Here is a 20770-nt window from a genome sequence, read left to right as displayed (position 1 = left end):
CCGGCCGCCGCCCCGGGCCGGGCCCGGGGCGGGGTGCCGGATCAGCCCAGCAGGACGGGCAGTTCGGCGATCGAGCCGAGGACGTGGGTCGCGCCGTCGGCCCGCAGGCGGGCCTCGTCGTGGGCGCCGGTGAGGACGCCGGCGACCACCGGGGCGCCGGCCCGGGTGCCGGTCAGCATGTCGTAGCCGGTGTCGCCGGCGACCGCGACCTGGTGGACCGAGTCGGTGCCGGTGCGCAGCAGCGCGGTGAGCACCAGGTCGGGGTACGGGCGTCCGCGGCCGGCCTCGGCGGGGCAGAGGGTCAGGTCGGCGACGGACCGCCAGCCCAGGGCGTCCAGGATGCGGTCCTGGGTGGTCCGGGAGAAGCCGGTGGTGAGGACCACCTTGCGGCCCCGGCCGCGCAGTTCGGCGATGGCCTCGGCGGCGCCGGGCAGGGCGGCGCAGTGGCCGGCGTCGACCAGGTCGTCGTAGGCGGTCTCGAAGGCGGCGTTGGCCCGCTGGGCCTTCTCCTCCTCGCCGAACAGGTGCCGGAAGACGGAGATCTTGGACTCGCCCATGGTGGCCCGGACGTGGGCCAGCATCGGGTCGAACTCCGGGCTGCCGGCCTCGACGCCGAGCGACGCGGCGGCCGCGGTGAAGGCCTGCTCGACCAGGCCGTCGTCGGCGACGGTGGTGCCGGCCATGTCGAGCACGACCAGGCGGATATCGGTGGTCACAACAAGGTTCCTTACAGGTTGGCGAGTTCGGCGGTGGTCTCGGCGATGGCGGGCGAACAGGTCATGCCGCGGCCACCGGGGCCGGTGACCAGCCAGACGCCGTCGCGCACGCGCTCGCGGTGGACGACCCGGGTGGTGTCGACGCACTGGGCGTACACCCCGGCCCAGCGGCGGCGGATCCGCGGCATCGGGCGGCCGAGCAGTTCCTCGACCACGCCGGCCAGGTGGTCGTACGGGTCCTCGACGACGTCGAAGCCGAACGGCTGGTCGTACTCGTGGGTGTCGCCGATGGTCAGGCCGCCGTCGCGGCGCTGGACCATCAGCAGCTGCATCCTGTGCTCGGCGGCGACCGGCGGCTGCGGCTGGGTCTCGCGCAGCCGGTCCAGGGCGGTGCCGGCGAAGGCCGGGTAGTAGCGGAAGCTGTCGCCGTCGGCGACGGAGGTGGTCAGGGTCTCGCCGAGCGGGTCGGTCTGCATCATCTGGAGGCGGACCCGGCGGACCGGCAGGGCGGGGGCGAGTTCGCGGACCAGGCCGCCGAGCCAGGCGCCGGTGCAGAGGATCACCAGGTCGCCGGTGTGGACGTCGCCGTGGTCGTCGCGGACGGCGTTCTCGCCGACCACCTCGCGCACCTCGCGCCCGGGCAGGAAGGTGTACCGGCCGGTGGACTCCAGGTGGCCGCGCAGCGCGCGCTGGGCGGTGCGGGGCTCGACGGCGGCGTCGCGCTCGCACCGCAGGGCGCCGAGCAGCTTGCCGCGCAGGGCCGGGTTGACGGCGCGGGTCTCGTCCGGGTCGAGCAGCCGGTAGCCGCGGGCGGCGGCGTCCGGCAGGGTCAGGGCCTGCTCGGCGACGGCCAGTTCGGCCTCGGTGCGGATCGCGGTGAGCGACCCGTTCGCCCGGAAGCCGAGGTCCGGGACGCGGGCGCCGATGGACTCCCACAGTTCGCGGGCCCGCAGCGCGGTGTCCAGTTCCTCGCCCTGTGCCCGGCCGCTGACCCAGACCAGGCCGAAGTTGCGCACGGAGGCGCCGCGGGCCTCGGTCTCGCGCTCCAGGTGGACGACCTCGTGGCCGCGCTCGACGGCCTGCCAGGCGTGCATGCTGCCGAGCACGCCTGCTCCTACGACGATGACTCTCATGCGTCCAGGCTGATGCGCCCGGGTGTCCGAGGGGCGTCGGGCTGCCGTCCCGGAGATGAACCACCTGGGAAGTTGTACAGACAACCCGACGGCTATTCGGTGGCGCCGCCCACGGCCCCGGCGGTCGCGGCCGCCGGGCCCGCCGGGACGACCGGGGCGGCTACGACCGCACCACCCGCGCCCGCAGGTAGTTGCGCCGGCCGAAGTTCGGCTCGTCCACCGCCGTCAGCTCCTCCACCTGGAACCGGTACAGCGCCGCCGCCCCGCCGCCGGTCAGGAACTGCCGCCGGGCCTCCTCGTCCCGCGCGAAGGCCGGATAGCGCCCCTGGTAGGCGGCCAGCGCCGCCTCGGCCTGCCGCCCCCAGGCCTCGCCCGCGCTGCCGGTCAGCTGGAGGCCGCGCAGCTGCTCGCCGAAGGCCGGCGGCGGCAGGAAGACGGTGGCGGCGGCCCGGGCCTCCTCGGCCAGGTGGTGGCTGTGCCGGGTGGAGCGCTCGCTGACGAAGTAGAGGACGAGGTCGTCGTCGTACGCGAAGAAGGCCAGGTTGGCGTGCGGGCCGTGCTCGTGCCCCGCGGTGGCGAGGGTGAGCACCATGGCCTCGGCCAGCAGCCCCTCGACGCCCTTGTGCAGCAGGTCCCCCGGCCAGTCCCCCTGCGTGATGTCGAGTCGGTACGGCATTCGGCACTCCCTCCGCTGGCACGCCCGGCGCCGGCGCGCCCGAGCACGACTGAGCCGGGCGGGCGCCCCCCGGAGGAGGCCCCACGCCCGGCTCACATGCTCCACCCGTCGTCCGAAACCGGACAAGGGGCGGGCGGCCCGAGAAACGGCGTCCGAGCGCGCAGCGGCGTCCGGAGTGCCCGGCGGCGTCGGCGGCGGGGTCAGCGCCCCTGCGTCGCGTAGCCGCGGTCGACCGGGGGCAGCGCGCCCGGCCCGAGCAGCGGCCGCAGCGCACCCGCCCGCATCCGGTCCACCAGCGGTCCGCAGCGCCCGGCGAGCGGCGCCAGCACCACCGCGACCAGCAGCCCGACCAGTGCGCCCACCGCCACGTCGTGCGGGTAGTGCACGCCGACCCAGACCCGGGAGGCGGCCATCAGCGCCGCGAACAGGCCGGCCACCCAGCCGAGCCGCCGGTCGACGAACCAGAGCGCGGCCGCGGCGGCGAAGGCGATCACCGAGTGGTTGCTCGGGAAGGACCAGTCCCCGGTGCCCGGGCAGGTCTCCAGCGCGACGCTGCCGGGGATCTGGGCGCACGGCCGGAGCTCCTCGACCGCGCCCTTGAACACCGAGTTGACGCCGTACGCGACGACCACGATCACCGGCGAGGCGAGCACCCTGGCCATCACGGCCGAGTCCGCGCCGCGCGCCCGCCACCACGCGAGGAGCATGAAGACCGCGAACAGTCCGAGGCCGAGCGCCGACCAGACCTTGATCAGCTCGTCCAGCCAGTGCGGGGCCGACTGCGCCCAGCCGTTGACCCGGCTGTACAGGCCGCCGTCGATTCCGCTGCCGTCGTACACGGCGAGCGCCCGGGATGGCGTCACATGTCACCTCCGTGACGTCGCGCCTTACGGGCGCGGAACAGTTCGAGAACAATGGGGAGCACGGAGACAACTACTACCAGACCGATGATGGGCAGCAGATATCGGTCGATGCTGGGGACGGACGAGCCGAGCCCGTATCCGGCGAGCACCACGCCGACCGTCCAGACCACGCCTCCGAGCACCTGCCAGAGGGTGAACGAGCGGACCGGCACGTCGAGTACGCCGCAGAGCGGATTCAGCACCGTACGGACCACCGGGATGAACCGGGCGAGCACGATCGCCTTGCCGTGCCCGTACTTGGTCAGCAGTTCCTCGGCCCGCGCCACGCCCTCCAGCAGGCTCTTGCGCCGGGTCCGGGCCAGCAGCGCCCGGCCGCCGCGGCGGCCGATCAGGTAGCCGACCTGGGCTCCGACGAGCGCGCCGACCAGGGCGGCGGGCAGCACCTGCCACAGGTGCAGCTGCGGGCCCTTGGTGGCGCCGGGGACGCAGAGCAGTCCGGCGGTGAACAGCAGCGAGTCACCGGGCAGGAAGAAGCCGACCAGCAGGCCGGTCTCGGCGAACAGCACCACGGCGATGCCGAGCGCGCCGAAGGCGGCGAGCAGTGAGGACGCGTCCAGCGGGTTCACCGCGAGGTGAACGGCCGGATCGGCGAGGAACTGGAGCAAGGCCGACGGACCTCCCGTACGTTGGGGGGCGGTTCGCATCGGAACCCGCCCGGACCGTCTACAGTTGCGTAGACGGTCTACATGACTGTAGACGAAACTTGGAGGAAGCGCCGCCATGCCCGACGTACCGTCCGCCCGCCGGCCCGCCGGGGAGCTGGAGGCCGAGGTGCTGGCCGCCCTCTGGTCCGCCCGGCAGCCGCTGACGCCGCAGGACGTCCAGGCCGCGCTCGGCGGGGACCTCGCCCGCACCACCATCGCGACGATCCTCGGCCGGCTGTTCGACAAGGGCACGGTCGTGCGCACCCGGGCCGGCCGGGCCTACGCCTACACCCCGACCGTCCAGGACACCGCGGGGCTCGCCGCCCGCCGGATGCACACCGAACTCGGCCGCGAGTCCGACCGCTCCACCGTGCTGGCCCGCTTCGTCTCCGACCTCTCCGCCGAGGACGAGCAGCTGCTGCGCGAACTGCTCGGCGACGGCGTCCCGGGCGCGGAGACGACCGGGGGCGGCGCCGGGGGCCCGGACGCCGCGGGCCCGTACCCCCCGGGCCGGGGCACCCCGGGAGCGGCCGGCCGATGATGCTCGCCGTCTGGGTCCCGCTGCTGCTGCCGTTCCTGGCCGCCCCGCTGGCCCGCCGCCTCGCCGAGGCGCTGCCGCCGCGGGCCGCCGCCTGGATGCTGGCCGCGACCACCGCCGTGCTGGCCGGCGGCACGCTCTGCTCGCTCGGCCTGCTCGCCGCCGACGGGCTGCTCCAGCTCCCGCCCGTCGCCGCCCTCGGCCACCTCTCGCTGCCCTGGCTCACCGCGGCCTCGCCCGGCGCGCCGTTCGCGGCCGCGCTCGCCGCCCTGGCGCTCCTCGCGCTCGGCGCACTGGCGGTGCGCACCGTCCACCGGCGGCAGCGGGAGCTGCGCACCGCCCGGGCCGCGCTCCCGGCCCACGACCACCCCGACCGACCCACCGACGGCGCCGGCGGCACCGACCGCCACCGGACGGACCGGACGGACCGGACCGGCGCCCACCGGCCGGGCCGCGCCCCCTCCCCTGCCCAGCATTCGGACATGCGCCCCCCGTGCGCCTCCGTGCGCCGGTCACGCCCCTCGGCATGGCCGCCCGCGCTGACCCGGCTCGCCGCCCGCCTGCGGCCGGTCGCCCTGCTGCGGCCCGCCGCGCTGTTCCGGCCCGCCGACCACCCGCTCACCGTGCTGGACGACGACTGCGCCGACGCCTTCGCCCTGCCCGGCCGCCTGGGCCGCCCCGGCCGACCGGGCGAGCCCGGCCGGATCGTGGTCACCTCCGGCATGCTGCGCGCCCTCGACGGCCCCGAGCGCTCCGCCCTGCTCGCCCACGAACGGGCCCACCTGACCGCCCGCCACCACCTCTTCCTCGCCCTCGCCGAGCACGCCGCCGATGTCCATCCGGCGCTGCGCCCGCTGCGCGCACCCCTCGGGTACCACCTGGAGCGCTGGGCCGACGAGGTCGCGGCCGCCCGGGTCGGCGACCGCGCCGTGACCGCCCGCGCGGTCGGCCGGGCGGCCCTGGCCGCGAGCCGTTCCCCCTGGCCGGCCCGCCCCCGGACGGTCGCCACCGCGCACTCCGGCCCGGTCCCGCGCCGGGTCGCCGCGCTGCTCCGGCCCCGTCCCGCCCCCGCCCCGGGCACCTGGCTGCGGGCCGCCGCCGTGGCCCTGGCCGCCTGCCTGGCGCTGAGCACCGGCGCCGCCCTGGAGGCCACCGCCGACCTGCACCACACCGTGGAGGCGGCCCAGCAGGGCTCCGGCGCCCAGCGCTGACCGCCGGCCGTGCCCGCCGGGGGTCGGGCCCCGCACCCCGGCGGGCACGGCCGGGCCCTGGGCCGGACCCGCGTTCCGTACCGCCCGGTATGCCGACTTGCCCGACCCCGTCCCCAGCGGCCCACCGCACCCGTACGCTTTCGTCAGCGCGTCGGCCCCGACGCGTCCTCGAACGGCGGCGAGGAGCGAAGCGAGTGCGGCAGACCGGACGGCAGTCCCGACGACCAGAGCGCCGCACCCCGCCGTCCGCGACGGAGCTGGCCAAGGTCCACGACCGCACCCTCGCCGACGCCGCCGCCCGGGAACTGTCCACCCCCGCCCGCGCCGAGGAGACCGGCGGCCCCGGCCTGCTCGAACCCCGGCCCGAGATCGGCGACTCCTGGGCCCGGCTGCGCCGCCTCGGCCTCGACCCCGACACCGGCGCCGCCGCCGTCCTGCTGGGCCCCGGCGAAATCGAACAGCGGCGCCGCACCAGCGGGCTCGACACCGTCCTGCCGGTGCTGCGCGAGACCCTGGTGGAGACCGGCGGCACCGCCCCGCTGCTGCTGGCCGTCGCCGACGCCGAGGGCCACGTGCTCTGGCAGGAGGGCGAACGCGGCCTGCGCCGCAGCGCCGACCGGATCGGCTTCATCACCGGCGCCCGCTGGATCGAGGAGAGCGTCGGCACCAACGGCATCGCGGTCGCGCTGCGCGCCCGGCGCCCGATGCACGTCCACTCCGCCGAGCACTACCTGCGCAGCCACCACTCCTGGACCTGCGTGGCCGCACCGGTGCGCGACCCCGGCACCGGGCAGCTGGTCGGCGCCATCAACCTGAGCGGCCCGGCGCACAGCATCCGCCCGTACCTGCTCCAGCTCACCGCGACCGCCGCCCGGCTGGCCGAGACCGAGCTGCGCGCCCACCGGCTGGAGGCGCTGCACCAGCTGCGCACCCTGGCCGCCCCGCTGCTCGCCCGGGTCGGCGGCCCGGCGCTGGTGGTGGACGCGGCCGGCTGGACCGCCGCCGCGGCCGGGCTGCCGCCGCCCAGCCGGCTGCGGGTGCCCAGCGAGGGCTGGACCCCGGCCGCCGTGCACTGGGTGCCGGGCCTCGGCGAGTGCGCGCTGGAGCCGCTCGCCGACGGCTGGCTGGTGCGCCCGGTCCGGCCGCCCGGGGAGAACGGCTCGGGCACGGTGACCGCCGAACAGGCCGAGGGCGCCCGCCTCCGGCTGGACCTGCGCCGCCCGGACCGCCCCGGGCTGTCCGTCCGGGGCGCGGCCGACAGCTGGTCGCACCCGCTCAGCCCGCGCCACGCCGAACTGCTGCTGCTGCTCGCCACCGGACGCGAGGGCAGCACGGCCGCCCAGCTCGCCGACGCGCTGTTCGGCGACCCGGGCCGGACGGTGACGGTGCGCGCGGAGCTCTCCCGGCTGCGCCGCTACCTGGGCGGGCTGCTGGCCCACCGGCCGTACCGGATCGCCGAGTCGGTGCTGGTCACCGTGGACGGGCCGGACGACCCGTACGACCTGCTGCCCTCCTCCTCGGCCCCGGCCGTGCGGCGCCTGCGGGCCGCGCTGGCCGCGGGGACGGCCCGGCTGCCCGGTGCGCCGCCCCTGCCGCCGCCGCGCGTCGCCGCACCGACGGAGCGTCGCTGACGCTCCGCCCCCGGACGCTCCGCCCCCGGCCGCGCGGAGCGGATCCGGCGCCCCGTCGTCAGCCGTTCGCGAGCAGCGCGGCCAGCTCGGCGTCGGTGGGACCGCAGCGGCGCTCCTGGTGCTCGGAGACCAGCGCGTAGGTGCGGTCCAGCCAGGCCTGCACCCGGGGCTTGGAGGCCTCCAGCAGTGCGCTGCCGTGCGGGGATTCGAGCGCCAGGTGCAGCGTCGCGCCGTGACACGGGCAGTACGCCGGCCACAGTTTGACGTCGCCCTGGCCGCTCAGCGCGCGCAGCCCGTCGCGCAGCAGTTCGCGTGAGAACACCCAGTCGGCCTCGTCCGGCCGCCCCAGGTGGAAGGTCAGCAGGACCTCGTACGGGCGCGCGGCGACGAACCGGAACCGGGTGCGCACCTCGCCGACCACCTCCTCTCCCAGCGAGATCCGCAGGATCAGCACCTCCTCCACCGCCGCCGGAGCGGCGGTGGAGCCGTCCCCATCGCCGCCCGTGGGGGTGGCGGCGAGGGGTGCACTTGAGGCTGCGGACAGCGGGTCGGGCGGCATGACGGTCTCTCCGGGACGGCGTGGGATGACCTCAGCCTGCGTCACGCCCGGCGCACCGGGCAAGGGTTGCAAGGGGGTTGCAATAACGCCCGTCCGGGGCGGCCGCTCCTTGCCCGCCCTTGTCAGACGGATCGTCAACTTCCGTGTGTCGAAAGGGCGTCCACGAAATGGACGGGGGCCGACCGGGAGGTGATCACCCACTGGTACGCTCTGCCCTCTCCCCGGGCGGGCCCGCGCGGAACCGGCCCTCGACGGCCGGAGCCGGACCCGGCGGCGACGCGTGGGAGAATACGGCGACGCGACGGCGGCTTCGGGGAGGGAGGGGTCCGGTGGCTGTGCGCGAGGACACCGCGCGGGACGTGCACCACGAGCCCGCACGGCAGGGTCGGCACGGGCGGCCGCGCCCGTTCGGCGGCCTGTTCCGGCTGCCCACCCTGCGCCTGTCCGGTGCCGCGATGGCGATGTCCACCGTGGTCGGCATCAGCATCGCCACCACCCTGCTGCTCAACGAGCAGCAGGGGATCGGCCGCCGGGCCGGCGTCGCCCGGGTCGGCTCCACCCCGCCGCCCACGCCGGGCGCCACCGACCAGGCCGAGGCGGCCTCGGAGCAGACCCCGACCGACGGCCTGTCGTCCGCCCCCGCCGCCGGGGGCCACCCCTCGACGGCCCCCTCCTCGCACCTCTCGGCACGCCCGTCGGGACCCGCGCCGGTCGCCGCCACCCCGCCCGCGTCCCGCACGGCGGGCCCGGGCACGCCCCAGACCGGCGGCCAGGCCTCGGCCGGGCAGGACGCGCCGGCCCACGGCACCCAGCTCACCGGCACCGGCACCGGCACCGGCACCGACGCCCCGGCCGGCCCCTCGCCCTCCCCTTCCGTCCCGGCCCCGCCCTGGAACGCCCAGCAGCCCGGCTACGACCCCTCCGCCCCCGGCCAGGGACCGAACATCCCCGGGCTGCGGCCGACCGTGCCCGGCCACCCGGCGCCGCCGCCGGCCGCGTCCCTCCCGGACGTCGGCGCCGCGGGCGCCCCGGGGAAGGACGCGCCCACCGCGCCCACCGGGCCCACCGGGCCCACCGGCCCCGTCGAGGACGCCGGCCCGGCCGACCCCGGAAGCGCCCCGGACACCGACCACGCGCTGTCCGGTACCGCCCTGCTCTCCCCGCTCGGCCGGGACGGCCTGCGCCACCGGCTCACCCTCTCGGTGGCCGAGCCGGTCACAGCGTTCCAGGCCGAGTTCCGGCTCGCCCCGGGCGAGTCGGCACCCGGCGCCGGCGCCGCCTGGACCGACCTGCCGGGCGCCGTGGTCACCGCCCAGCAGGAGCGCGGCACCCTCGTCTACCGCTTCACCACCCCGCCCGGCACCGACGTCCGGCCCGGCCACTACACCTTCGGCGTCCGCGGTGCCCGTCCGGCCGCGGAGCCGTCCGCCGCGGCGCGCAAGGCGGCCCCGGCGGAGAGCTGGAGCGTCTCCGCCTTCGCCCTCGACCACCCCCGCGCGGTCGCCGCGCTCGGGGGCTTCGGCCCGGCGCAGCCACTGCCCGCCGAGCCGTGCGCGCCCCGCGCCCGGGCCGCCTCGCCGCTCCCCGGACCGGCCGACGGCCCGGCCCTGGCAACGGCCCCCGCACCGGCCCCCTCCCCCGGCTCCGCACCGCCCACCGCCCCTGCCACCGCGGCGCGCTGACCTGCCGACGGCCGGGTGTAACGGTCGTTCGACGATCCACGGTCGGCCGTTCCGGACGGGCACATCCCCGAACCTCGTTCGTTACTGTGGGCAGCACCCCGGCCCGGCGCCCCGACGGCCCCGGCCGGGCCGCCGTTCCGCACCCGAGGAGGAGTCCGTGTCCACCGTCCTGACCCAAGGCGGCAACGCACCGCTGACCGCCGCGCGAGTGAGCGTCGAGGTCACCGCGCCCAAGGCGCTGGACGTCTCCGGCCTGCTGCTGACCGATGCCGGAAAGGTCCGCTCGGACGACGACTTCGTCTTCTTCAACGCCCCGAACGGCCCCGGCGTCAGCCACCGCCCGGCCACCGCCGGCACCCCCGACGCGATCACCGTCGACACCCGGGCCGTCCCGGCCGGCATCACCAAGATCGTGGTCACCGCGAGCCCCGCCGACCAGGTCTCCACCTTCGCCGGGATGGAGCCCACCGCCACCGTCCGCGACGCCGACACCGGCGAGGTGCTGGTCACCTTCACCCCGCCCCGGCTGGGCCTGGAGACCGCGCTCATCGTGGTCGAGGTCTACCTGCGGGGCGGTGCCTGGAAGGTGCGCGCCGTCGGACAGGGCTACGCCGACGGCCTCGCGGGCATCGCCACCGACTTCGGCGTCAGTGTCGAGGACTCCCCGGCCGCCGCCTCCTCGGCCCCGGTCCCGGCGGCCCAGGCCCCCGCAGCGCCGGTCGCGCCGGTCGCGCCGCCGGCCCCGGTGGACCGCACCGTCCAGCTCCCGGCTCCGCCGGCCGCCCCGCCCGCACCGGCCGGGCCCCCGGCCGCCACCCCGGTCGGCACCCCGGTCGACCCGCGGATCGCCCTCGCCACCGGCCAGACCGCCGTCCCGGCCCCGCCCGCGGCTCCCCCGGCCCCCGCCGCGCCCGCGGCCCCGGCCGCCCCCGCCAAGATCACCCTGGACAAGGGCCGGGTCAACCTGGTCAAGGGCAGCTCGGTCTCCCTGGTCAAGAACGGCCGCCCGTTCCTCTCCTCCGTCCGGATGGCCCTCGGCTGGAAGTCCGCCGGCCGCGGCCGTGACATCGACCTGGACGCCTCCTGCCTCGCCTTCGACGCCCGGCACAAGCGGCTGGAGACGGCCTGGTTCATGAAGCTGAGCATCTTCAACGGCGCGATCTCCCACTCCGGCGACAACCTGGTCGGCGGCGAGGGCGGCGACGACGAGGCGATCACCGTCCACCTGGAGGGCCTGCCGGCGGAGGTCCACGGGCTGGTCTTCGTCGTGAACTCCTTCTCCGGCCAGAAGTTCACCGACGTGCGCGACGCCTACTGCCGTCTGCTGGACGCCCGGACGGAGGAGGAGCTGGTCCGCTTCGACCTCACCAACTCCGAGCCCCACACCGGTGTGATGATGTGCAAGCTGGTCCGCCGTCCGGGCGGCGAGTGGGAGATGACGGCACTCGGCGAGTACGTCGACGGCAAGACCGCGCGGGCGATGATCGAGCCCGCCGCCGCGGCGCTGTAGCCGCACACCGCCGCCGGTCCCGCGAGGCCACGACACCACGCGACGACCTCCCGACGTCACGTCCGCGCCCGTGAATTCACCCCCTTGAGGCATCAAGTCGCCACCACGGCGACTCGATTGACTCTCAGGGGGGTGAATCCGCTCTCTCCCCCGCACCCCGAGGAGGAGAGCCGTGCCACACTTCCTGTCCCGCCTCGCCGTCGCCGGCACCGCCACCGCGCTCGCCGCCGGACTGATCACCCCGACCACCGCCCAGGCCGCCGCCCGGCCCGGCGACCGCGCCGCCGCACTGCGGTGGACGGCCCTCGGCGACTCCTACACCGCCGGGGTCGTCGTGGCCACCGGCGACGAGACCGAACCGCGTGACGGCTGCGCCCGCACCGTCGACTCCTATCCCGAGATCCTCCGCCGCGACCTCGGCTCCCTGGTCGCCCTGCGCAACGTCAGCTGCAGCGGCGCCACCACCGGCAGCGTCGACACCGGCGCGCAGTCCCCGCTCGGCCGGCCGCTCCCGCCGCTCGGCACCGACCCCAACGGCCCCTACCCGTCCGTCCCGCCGCAGATCGACGCCGTCGACCCGGCCACCGACCTGGTCACCGTCGGGATCGGCGGCAACGACCTCGGCTTCGCCGAGATCCTCAAGAGCTGCATCGAACTCGGCGCCGTCCAGCTCGGCCGGGGCACGCCCTGCAAGAACAAGTTCGACGCGAGCCTGCCCGACCGCCTGAACCGGCTGCGCGGCGACTACGCCCGGATGCTGACCGCGCTGCACGCCAAGGCCCCGTCCGCCAGGGTCCTCACCGTCGGCTACCCGCACCTCGTCCCCGAGGACGCCACCCTCTGCCAGTTCGGCAACCCCCTGCAGTTCGGCACCTTCACCACCGGCGACCTCGCCTGGGCCCGCACCGCGCTCCTGGAGCCGCTCAACGCGCTCATCGCCCAGGACACCGCCGCCCGCGGCGACACCTTCGTGAACCTCTACCCCGCCAGCGCCGGCCACAGCGTCTGCGACGCCGACCACTGGCTGGACGGCGTGCTGACCAGCGTCATCCCCCTCGAATACGCCGTGGTGCACCCCAACGCCCTCGGCCAGGCCCACACCGCCGCCCTGGTCGAGGACGCCCTCCTCGACGGCTGACCCGCCCCGCGACGCGGCCCCCGACGACCGGCCCGACGGGCGGGACCACCGAAAACCGGTGGCCCGCCCGCCCGCCGGGGATCATCCTGGTCCGATGCCCATCGACATCCGCGAGGCCACCCCCGAGGACTGGCCCGCCATCTGGCCGTTCTTCCACGCCGTCGTCGCCGCCGGCGAGACCTTCCCCTACCCCCTGGACATGCCCTCCGAGCTGGGCCGCGAGTGGTGGATGCTCGCCGCCCCTAACCGCACAGTGGTCGCGGTGGACGAGGACGGGCGGGTCCTCGGCACCGCCAACATGAACCGCAACCGCCCCGGCAACGGCTCGCACGTGGCCAGCGCCAGCTACATGGTCGACCCGGCCCACCACGGCGAGGGCATCGGGCGGGCCCTGGTCGAGTACACCCTCGACTGGGCCCGCCGGGCCGGCTTCCGCGCCATGCAGTACAACGCGGTGGTCGCCGGCAACCACCACGCCGTGAAGCTCTACCGATCGCTCGGCTTCGAGATCGTCGGCACCGTCCCCGAGGCCTTCCACCACCCGGTGGACGGCTACGTCGGCCTGCACGTCATGCACCGGCCGCTGTAACCGTCCTACTCCTCGATCGCCCCGCCGACCCGCCGCAGGTGCTGCCGGAAGCTGTACGCCGGGTCCGCGGCGCGGCGCCGCAGGTACTCGTCGAAGGCGGTCTGCCGCCGCAGCGTGTCCCCGGCCGCGATCCGCCCGGCCTGCGCGCGCTCGGTCCGGGCGATCGCGCCGGCCGTCTCCAGCACCTCGGCGACCCGGTCGGCGGGCACGAACAGCACCCCGTCCGCGTCGGCGAACACCACGTCCTCGGCGCTCACCGGGTGCGGGCCGAACTTCGCCGTCAGCAGCGCCTCCGGCTCCCGGCCGTCCAGCCGCACCGGGCCGAGCGGCAGCGCCCCGTAACTGAAGACCGGCAGCCCGATCTCCAGCAGCTCGGGCGTGTCCCGGTGCAGCCCCCACACCACGATCCCGGCCACCCCGGCGGCCCGCGCCTCCAGCACCGCGAGGTCCCCGATGCAGGCCTCGTCGGTCCGCCCGCCGTTGTCGACCACCAGCACGTCCCCGTCCCGGGCCGCGCCGTACGCCTCCAGGAACACGTCCACGCTCCCGTAGTGCCGCACCGGCAGCACCCGCCCCGCCACCCGGGCCCCGGCCACCACCGCCCCCACCCCCACCGGCGCCACCCGCGGCTCCACCCCGAGCCGCACACAGGCGTCCGCCACCAACGGCGTGGACAGCTCCGCGAAAGCCTTCAGCATCGCCAACTCCTCCGCTCGAAAAGCCAGTTCACCAGCAGGAAGATCCTAGGCCCGCCCTCGGACCCACACCATCGAGTGACGATCACGCCATCCCCGTTCCTCCTGTGCGCACCACACATAGCCTTCCGACGCACCCGGTCGAAAGGTCATCCATGCACACAACGGACAACGAGATCCTGGTGGAGCTGTTTCTCTCCCTGGACACACCCGAGGGTCTGCGGGCCGAACTCGTCGAAGGTGAGATCCTCATCGGGCTCCCCGCTGACGGCTACCACTGCCACCTCATCAGCGAGTTGGCCGATCAGGTGTGGCGCGGGTCGGCCACCGAGATGCAGATGTCGGAGAACAAGGGACTCCGCCTCGCCGCCGGCGGGCACGGCCCGCCGGATCACGTCATCCCTCGGGCCACGTTCGTCCCGGAGCACCTCCGTCTGTTTCGGGATGCCCCGCCGTGGATGGGGCCGGACGGCGTGGCCATGGTCGCCGAGGTCACATCGAGCAAGCCCGACCTCGACCGGATCACCAAACGGCACTGCTACGCGCGGGCCGGCATCCCGCTCTACCTGCTGATCGACCGCGAGAAGTCCCAGGTCAGCCTCTTCGGCAAACCGCATCGCGAGGAGTACACCGAGGTCCACCTCGCCGCCTTCGGTGAACCGCTCGCCATCCCCGCGCCGTTCGTGTTCGACCTCGACACCAAGCCCTTCCTCTGACGCCGGGAACGCGGACGGCCCGCACCCCCCGTCAGGGGTGCGGGCCGTGGCCTGGGGCGCCGGGTCAGCCGCGGGTGGCCATGGCGCGCAGGAAGAAGGTCAGGTTGGCCGGGCGCTCCGCGAGGCGGCGCATGAAGTACCCGTACCACTCCTGGCCGTACGGGAGGTACACGCGCATCGTGTTGCCCTCGCCGGCGAGGCGCAGCTGCTCCTCGGGGCGGATGCCGAACAGCATCTGGTACTCGAAGGAGTCCCGCTTGCGGCCGTTCCACTGGGCCAGCTGGCCGGCGATCTTGATCATGTTGGGGTCGTGCGAGGCGATCATCGGGTAGCCCTCGCCCGCCATCAGGACCTTCAGGGCGCGGACGTACGCGAGGTCGACCTCGTGCTTGCCCTGGAAGGCGACCGACTCGGGCTCCTTGTAGGCGCCCTTGCACAGGCGCACGCGGGAGCCCTCGCCCGAGAAGTCGCGGCAGTCGGCCTCGGTGCGGCGCAGGTAGGCCTGGAGCACGACGCCCAGCCAGGGGAAGTCCGCCCGCAGCTCGCGCGCGATGGCGAGGGTGGAGTCGGTGGTGGTGTGGTCCTCCATGTCGAGGGTCACCGTGGTGCCGGCGTCGGCGGCGGCCTCGCAGATGCGGCGGGCGTTCTCCAGCGCGATCTTCTCGCCGTCCACCGGGAGGAACTGGCCGACGGCCGACAGCTTGACCGACACCTCGGCGCCGGCCGCGAGGCCGGTGTCCTTGAGGGCCTTGAGCAGGTGCTCGTAGGCCTCGGCGGTGCCGGCGGCCTGGGCGGCGTCCTGGGTGTCCTCGCCGAGGTGGTCCAGGGTGACCTTGCGGCCGGTGGCGATCAGGTCGTCCGTGGCGGTGACGGCGTCGTCGAGGACGTCGCCGGCGACGAAGCGCTCGACTATCGCGTGGGTCGGCGGGAACTTCTCGACCACGGTGCGGACCTGCGGGGACCGGGAGGCCGCGAGAAGGGCGGAACGGAGCATCGTGACTCCTGGAGCTGGTGTTTCCAAGGGTGGCAGAAGGGCCGGGGCGGCGGTACGGGGGTGGCCCCGCCGCCCCGGCGGGCGGCGCCCGGCTGCGGGACCGGGCGTCGCGGGTGACCGGTGGCTACTGGACGAGCCGTACGATCAGCGGCACGGGGCTGGTCAGCCCATGTGCGGGTAGCGGTAGTCCGTCGGCGGGACGAAGGTCTCCTTGACCGAGCGGGTGGAGGTCCAGCGCGCCAGGTTCTGCTTGGCGCCCGCCTTGTCGTTGGTGCCCGAGGCCCGGCCGCCGCCGAAGGGCTGCTGGCCGACGACGGCGCCGGTGGGCTTGTCGTTGATGTAGAAGTTGCCGGCCGCGAAGCGCAGCTTGTTCATCGCGTCCTGGGCCGCGGCGCGGTCCTGGGAGATGATCGAGCCGGTCAGGCCGTACGGGGACACCGACTCCATCTGGGTCAGCATCTCCTCGTACTTCTCGTCCTCGTAGACGTGCACGGCCAGGATCGGGCCGAAGTACTCGTCCTTGAAGTACTCGCTCGCCGGGTCCTGGCAGACCAGGACGGTCGGGCGCACGAAGTAGCCCACCGAGTCGTCGTAGGTGCCGCCGGCGAGGACCTCGACCTGCGGGTCGGCCTGGGCGCGGTCGATGGCCGCCTTGTTCTTGGCGAAGGAGCGGTCGTCGATGACGGCCGACATGAAGTTGCTCAGGTCGCTGACGTCGCCCATGGTGAGGCCCTCGACCTCGGCGGCGAACTCGTCCTTGAGGCCGGCCCAGATCGACGCCGGGACGTAGGCCCGCGACAGCGCCGAGCACTTCTGGCCCTGGAACTCGAAGGCGCCGCGGGTCATCGCGGTCTTCAGGACCTTGGGGTCGGCGGACGGGTGGGCGACCAGGAAGTCCTTGCCGCCGGTCTCGCCGACGATCCGCGGGTAGGTGCGGTAGCCGGCGATGTTGTTGCCGACCTCGCGCCACAGGTGCTGGAAGGTGGCGGTGGAGCCGGTGAAGTGGATGCCGGCCAGCGCCGGGTGCTTGAGCGCGACCTCGGAGACGGCCAGGCCGTCGCCGGTGACCATGTTGATGACGCCCTTGGGCAGGCCGGCCTCCTCCAGCAGCTGCATCAGCAGGTGCGCGGAGAACTGCTGGGTCGGGGAGGGCTTCCACAGCACCACGTTGCCCATCAGCGCGGGCGCGGTCGGCAGGTTGCCGGCGATCGCGGTGAAGTTGAACGGGGTGATCGCGTAGACGAAGCCCTCCAGCGGGCGGTGGTCGCTGCGGTTCCACACGCCGTCCGAGGAGATCGGCTGCTCGGCCAGGATCTGGCGGGCGAAGTGCACGTTGAAGCGCAGGAAGTCGACCAGCTCGCAGGGGGTGTCGATCTCGGCCTGCTGGGCGGTCTTGGACTGGCCGAGCATGGTGGCGGCGGCCAGGGTCTCGCGCCAGGGGCCGGCCAGCAGGTCGGCGGCCCTGAGGAAGATCGCGGCGCGCGAGTCGAAGGAGAGCGCCTGCCAGGCCGGGGCAGCGGCCAGGGCAGTGTCGATGGCGTCCTGCGCGTCGGCCTGGGTGGCGTTGCGCAGGGTGCCGAGCCGAGCCGCGTGGTTGTGCGGCTGGACGACGTGGATCTCGGTGCCGCCGCCCATCCGGCGCTCACCGTTGATCGTCATGGTCAGCTGGACCGGCTCCTGGCCGCCCAGCTCCTTCAGCTTGGCCTCCAGGCGAGCCCGTTCCGGGCTCCCGGGGGCGTAGCTGTGGACCGGCTCGTTCACCGGCGCGGGGACCTGGGTCACAGCGTCCATAGAGCGCACGCTCTCCTTCGTTCAGTGCGGGGGGACTGCCGGCGCGGGTTGCACGCCGACCACAGCACGAACGCTATTCCTGGCTACCGGGCCACTTGATTGGCCGCGCGGCTAAATTCCCCCGTACGGCGTTGTCCGGCCCGACGAACCTGGTCACGCCGCGGTCACGAACCGTCCCCTCCCACCCCATGGTTCACACCTCCGTGCACCACCGGCTCACGCTCCTGGCCCCGGCCACCGGCTCGCACTCCGGCGCTCGGACTCCGAACGGCGCTCGGCCGCCGAAGGGGGCGCGGACGGCGAAGGGGGCGCGGACGGCGCAGTCGGTGCGCCGGCGGGGTCACGGACGGCCCTCCGCCCGACGACAGCCCCGAACGCTGTCCGCCCGGCTAAAATCGACCGCGAAACGTTGTCCGGGCGGATGAAGGAGGACCGGCGTGACCACCTCCGGCCTGCCGCTCCGTCAACTCCTGATGTCCCTCGGCGAACCGCTGGTCGAACTGCAGGCCGCCCCGCAGGGCCTGGACGTCGCGGTGCGCGACGTCGCCATCCTCGACCCGGAGGACCCGCCGACCGCCGCCCCCGGCGAACTCGTCCTCGCGATCGGCGCCCGCGGCCGGGCCGCCCTGCCCGCCCTGCGCGCGGCCGGCCGGGCCGGGGCCGCCGCCGTCGCGGTCAAGCTGGACGGCCCCGGCCAGGCCGACGCGCTGCGCGAGGCCGCCACCGACGCGGGAGTCGCCCTGCTCTCGGTGCGCCGCGAGACCCGCTGGGAGCACCTCGACTCGCTCGCCCGGGCGATCATCGCCGGCCCGGACGCCCCGGACGCCCCCGGCTCCCCCGAACCCAACGCCGGCGACCTCTTCTCCCTCGCCCAGACCGTCGCCGTGCTCACCAACGGCATCGTCTCGATCGAGGACACCTCCAGCCGGGTGCTGGCCTACTCCCGCTCCTCCGACTCCGACGAGGTCGACGACCTGCGCCGGCTGTCCATCCTCGGCTGGCAGGGCCCGGAGCCGTACCTCTCCAAGCTCCGCGAGTGGGGCATCTTCCAGCACCTGCGCAGCTCGGACGCCCCGATCGCGGTCGAGCCGCACCCCGAGCTGGGCCTGCGCCGCCGCCTGGCGATCGGCATCCGGGCCGGGGCGCAGCCGCTCGGCACCATCTGGGTGCAGGAGGGCGCCCAGCCGCTGGCCCCGCTGGCCGAGCAGTCCCTGGTCGGCGCCGCCCGGGTGGCGGCCGCCCAGCTGGTGCGCCGCCGCCGGGAGCTGTCCGCCGACGTCCGGCTCACCCAGACCCTGCTCACCGGCCTGCTGGAGGGCTCCACCGGCCCCCAGTCGCTCGCCACCCACCTCGGCCTGGACCTGCGCCGCCCGGCCACCGTGCTGGCCTACAGCGCGCGCACCACGGACGCGCTGCACCGCTCCGACGTCACCGGCCTGATCTCGGTGCACACCGCGGCCCGGCACCGCACCGCGCTGCTCGCCCCGATCGAGTCCCGGGTGTACGTGCTGCTGCCCGAGCTGCCGCCCGGCCTGCCGATGACCACCGTGCGCGACTGGGCCTCCGAGGTGGTGACGGCCGCCCGCGAGCACCTGGGCGTCCCGCTGCGCGCCGCGATCGGCTCGACCGTCGACGGCCTGGCCCAGGTGCCCGACTCCCGCGCGCAGGCGGACCGGATCCTGGACGCGATGGGCCGCGGCGGGGTGGACCTCGACGTCGCGGCGCTGATCGACGTGCAGGCGGAGGTGCTGGTCAGCGAGATGCTGGCGCTGCTCCAGGAGCGCTCCGGCCTGCGCGACCCGCGGCTGACCGCACTCACCGCGTACGACCGCCGGCACGGCACCCGGCTCGCCGAGTCGGTGCTGGCCTGGCTGGACGCGCTCGGCGAGGTCCGGGTGGCCGCGGACGCCCTGCACATCCACCCCAACACCCTGCGCTACCGGGTCCGCCGGGCCGAGCAGCTGACCGGCATCGACCTCGCCCAGCCGCAGCAGCGCCTGCTGGCCATGCTGCAACTGCGACTGCCCGCGGACGAGTGGTCCGCGGGCAGCCCTTCACGCTCGGAGGGTCACTCGCCGTAGCCCTGGCCGCGCTTGTGCTCGTTCAGCCGGCGCCACGGGCCGCTGATGGCCAGCTGGATGCCCGGGGTCTGGATGTTGGCGAAGAGGGTCTTGCCGTCGTCCGAGAAGGTCACCCCGGTGAACTCGCTGAACTCGGGCTTCTCGGCGGTGCCGATGTTCAGCTCGTTGCGGGCGATCGGGAAGACCAGGCCCTCCTCGGTGGCGCCGAACAGGTGCGAGACGCCCTCGCCGTCCTCGCAGATCACGATGCCGCCGTACGGCGAGACGGTGATGTTGTCCGGGCCGTCGAAGTTGTCGTGGTCGCCCCAGACGTCGGTGTTGACGCCCAGCAGGACCTTCAGGGTGATGGTGCGGCGGGCCGGGTTGTAGAACCAGACCTGGCCGTCGTGCTGGAGCGGGCTCTCCGAGCGGGCGAAGCTGGAGACGAAGTAGAAGCCGCCGTCACCCCACCACATGCCCTCCAGCTTCCGGGCGCGGGTGACCTCGCCGTCCTTGAACTGCTTGCGCACCGAGACGGTCCTGGCGTCGCGGTCCGCGACCTTGACCCAGTCCACGCCGTAGGTGGTGCCGACCGCGGTGGCGCGGGAGAGGTCGTCGATGAACTTGCCCTGCGCGTCGAAGACCTTGAAGGCCTCCAGCACACCGGCGTCGGCGGCCAGCTGGCGCAGCTTGTAGCGGCCGTGCTTGAAGCCGGCCGGCGGGGTCCAGCGGAACAGCAGGCCGTTCGGGTTCGAGGCGTCCTCGGTCAGGTAGACCTGGCCGCGCTTGGGGTCCACCACGACGGCCTCGTGGGCGTAGCGGCCGAAGGCCTTGACCGGCTGCGGGTCGCGGTTGTAGTCGTCGTCGAACGGGTCGACCTCGAAGATGTAGCCGTGGTCCTTGGTGAAGCCGTTCTTGCCGGCCTTGTCCTCGGTCTCCTCGCCGGACAGCCAGGTGCCCCACGGGGTCACGCCGCCGGCGCAGTTGGTGGCGGTGCCCGCGATGCCGACCCACTGCTCGACCGAGCCGTCCCGCTTGGCGTGCACGATGGTGCAGCCGCCGGCCGCACCCGGGTCGTAGACGTGGCCCTCGGTCAGCGGCACCGGGTGCGGCCAGTTGGCGCGGGCGCCGGCCAGCTCGTGGTTGACGACCATGTAGTTGCCGCCGCGCTCGTCCTCGAAGGCGGAGGTGCCGTCGTGGTTGCTCGGGGTGAACTCGCCGGTGCGCAGCTTGGTGACGCCGGCCCGGTTGAGGACCTTGTACGAGAAGCCCTTCGGCAGGGACAGCAGGCCGCCCGGGTCCTGGACCAGCGGGCCGTAGCCGACCGCGGTGCCGGCGGCCGAGTTGGTCCCGGCGGCCGCGGCGACCGGGGCCTCGCCGCCGACCGGGGCGGCGATCGCGCCCGGGGCGCTGGCCAGCGCCTCGGCGCTGCCGGCGATCAGCACGCCGGCCCCGACGAGGGTGGAACGGTTGACGAAGTCCCGGCGGGACAGCGACATGGCAGCAACTCCTGAGGATGAGCGGGGGCGTCGGTGCGGGATGCCGACGCCCAGCAGGCTCCGCC

Annotated in this window: 19 protein-coding genes; 9 read left to right on the top strand and 10 right to left on the bottom strand. The window is 75.0% G+C overall.

Translation table 11 applies throughout. From position 1 onward, the window contains the following. Window positions 1-41 precede the first annotated feature (41 nt). From ACFVVA_RS04790 to ACFVVA_RS04770, 5 genes are all read right to left on the bottom strand, one after another. The gene (locus ACFVVA_RS04790; protein ID WP_387685717.1) at window positions 42-716 is read right to left on the bottom strand and encodes a phosphonatase-like hydrolase; all 675 of its coding nucleotides are present in this window, start codon (window positions 714-716) and stop codon (window positions 42-44) included. Window positions 717-727: 11 nt separating this feature from the next. After that, window positions 728-1849: a TIGR03364 family FAD-dependent oxidoreductase gene (locus ACFVVA_RS04785; protein WP_387685715.1), complete on the bottom strand. Its 1122-nt coding sequence runs from the start codon at window positions 1847-1849 to the stop codon at window positions 728-730. Between the two features lie 160 nt (window positions 1850-2009). Next, entirely contained in the window at window positions 2010-2525 is a 516-nt protein-coding gene (locus tag ACFVVA_RS04780) for a pyridoxamine 5'-phosphate oxidase family protein (RefSeq protein ID WP_387685713.1), read from the bottom strand. Window positions 2526-2725: 200 nt separating this feature from the next. Continuing rightward, complete coding sequence (locus ACFVVA_RS04775; RefSeq protein WP_387685711.1) at window positions 2726-3388, bottom strand: phosphatase PAP2 family protein; 663 nt, start codon at window positions 3386-3388, stop codon at window positions 2726-2728. Further along, window positions 3385-4053, bottom strand: a complete 669-nt coding sequence (locus ACFVVA_RS04770) for a DedA family protein (RefSeq protein WP_359905395.1) — start codon at window positions 4051-4053, stop codon at window positions 3385-3387. Before ACFVVA_RS04770 ends, ACFVVA_RS04775 begins: the two co-directional genes overlap by 4 nt. A gap of 115 nt (window positions 4054-4168) precedes the next feature. On the opposite strand from ACFVVA_RS04770, the gene ACFVVA_RS04765 reads away from it, so the two are divergent. From ACFVVA_RS04765 to ACFVVA_RS04755, 3 genes are all read left to right on the top strand, one after another. After that, window positions 4169-4633 (top strand): BlaI/MecI/CopY family transcriptional regulator, encoded by a 465-nt coding sequence (locus ACFVVA_RS04765; protein WP_387685709.1) that lies wholly within the window; start codon window positions 4169-4171, stop codon window positions 4631-4633. Continuing rightward, window positions 4630-5841, top strand: coding sequence for a M48 family metalloprotease (locus ACFVVA_RS04760; RefSeq protein WP_387685707.1), 1212 nt, complete (start codon window positions 4630-4632; stop codon window positions 5839-5841). The genes ACFVVA_RS04765 and ACFVVA_RS04760 overlap by 4 nt, the downstream gene beginning before the upstream one ends. A gap of 194 nt (window positions 5842-6035) precedes the next feature. Beyond that, a complete protein-coding gene (locus ACFVVA_RS04755; protein WP_387685705.1) occupies window positions 6036-7472 on the top strand; it encodes a GAF domain-containing protein in 1437 nt (478 codons plus the stop codon). 58 nt (window positions 7473-7530) lie between these two features. On the opposite strand, the gene ACFVVA_RS04750 is transcribed toward ACFVVA_RS04755, so the two are convergent. Then, a complete protein-coding gene (locus ACFVVA_RS04750) occupies window positions 7531-8031 on the bottom strand; it encodes an SsgA family sporulation/cell division regulator (protein WP_359905384.1) in 501 nt (166 codons plus the stop codon). Window positions 8032-8360: 329 nt separating this feature from the next. On the opposite strand from ACFVVA_RS04750, the gene ACFVVA_RS04745 reads away from it, so the two are divergent. The 4 genes from ACFVVA_RS04745 (at window position 8361) to ACFVVA_RS04730 (ending at window position 12950) form a co-directional block, all read left to right on the top strand. Then, the gene (locus ACFVVA_RS04745) at window positions 8361-9713 is read left to right on the top strand and encodes a hypothetical protein (RefSeq protein WP_387685703.1); all 1353 of its coding nucleotides are present in this window, start codon (window positions 8361-8363) and stop codon (window positions 9711-9713) included. Between the two features lie 169 nt (window positions 9714-9882). After that, window positions 9883-11223, top strand: coding sequence for a TerD family protein (locus tag ACFVVA_RS04740; protein ID WP_387685900.1), 1341 nt, complete (start codon window positions 9883-9885; stop codon window positions 11221-11223). A gap of 172 nt (window positions 11224-11395) precedes the next feature. After that, window positions 11396-12361 carry an SGNH/GDSL hydrolase family protein gene (locus ACFVVA_RS04735; RefSeq protein WP_387685701.1) on the top strand — a complete coding sequence of 322 codons (966 nt, stop codon included), beginning with the start codon at window positions 11396-11398 and terminating at the stop codon, window positions 12359-12361. 100 nt (window positions 12362-12461) lie between these two features. Beyond that, window positions 12462-12950, top strand: a complete 489-nt coding sequence (locus ACFVVA_RS04730; protein ID WP_387685898.1) for a GNAT family N-acetyltransferase — start codon at window positions 12462-12464, stop codon at window positions 12948-12950. Between the two features lie 5 nt (window positions 12951-12955). Here ACFVVA_RS04730 and ACFVVA_RS04725 read toward each other — a convergent pair whose 3' ends face one another. Next, window positions 12956-13648, bottom strand: a complete 693-nt coding sequence (locus tag ACFVVA_RS04725) for an RraA family protein (protein ID WP_387685698.1) — start codon at window positions 13646-13648, stop codon at window positions 12956-12958. A gap of 152 nt (window positions 13649-13800) precedes the next feature. On the opposite strand from ACFVVA_RS04725, the gene ACFVVA_RS04720 reads away from it, so the two are divergent. Then, entirely contained in the window at window positions 13801-14361 is a 561-nt protein-coding gene (locus ACFVVA_RS04720) for a Uma2 family endonuclease (protein ID WP_387685696.1), read from the top strand. A 64-nt stretch (window positions 14362-14425) separates the two neighbouring features. Here ACFVVA_RS04720 and ACFVVA_RS04715 read toward each other — a convergent pair whose 3' ends face one another. Next, window positions 14426-15355 carry a proline dehydrogenase family protein gene (locus ACFVVA_RS04715; RefSeq protein ID WP_359905370.1) on the bottom strand — a complete coding sequence of 310 codons (930 nt, stop codon included), beginning with the start codon at window positions 15353-15355 and terminating at the stop codon, window positions 14426-14428. Window positions 15356-15517: 162 nt separating this feature from the next. Then, window positions 15518-17146, bottom strand: coding sequence for an L-glutamate gamma-semialdehyde dehydrogenase (pruA, locus tag ACFVVA_RS04710; protein ID WP_387685693.1), 1629 nt, complete (start codon window positions 17144-17146; stop codon window positions 15518-15520). 437 nt (window positions 17147-17583) lie between these two features. Here pruA and ACFVVA_RS04705 point away from each other — a divergent pair, with 437 nt between their 5' ends. Continuing rightward, window positions 17584-19227: a PucR family transcriptional regulator gene (locus tag ACFVVA_RS04705; RefSeq protein ID WP_387685691.1), complete on the top strand. Its 1644-nt coding sequence runs from the start codon at window positions 17584-17586 to the stop codon at window positions 19225-19227. Here the strand turns inward: ACFVVA_RS04705 and ACFVVA_RS04700 are convergent. Continuing rightward, the gene (locus ACFVVA_RS04700) at window positions 19215-20705 is read right to left on the bottom strand and encodes an alkaline phosphatase PhoX (RefSeq protein ID WP_387685689.1); all 1491 of its coding nucleotides are present in this window, start codon (window positions 20703-20705) and stop codon (window positions 19215-19217) included. The genes ACFVVA_RS04705 and ACFVVA_RS04700 overlap by 13 nt on opposite strands. Between the last annotated feature and the right edge of the window lie 65 nt (window positions 20706-20770).

Origin of the sequence: Kitasatospora sp. NPDC058048 (assembly GCF_042885555.1) — a bacterium.
GTDB classification, from domain to species: domain Bacteria; phylum Actinomycetota; class Actinomycetes; order Streptomycetales; family Streptomycetaceae; genus Kitasatospora; species Kitasatospora lactacystinica.
The sequence above is the reverse complement of the archived record's forward strand: the minus strand, read 5'-3'. Positions and strand labels throughout refer to the sequence as shown.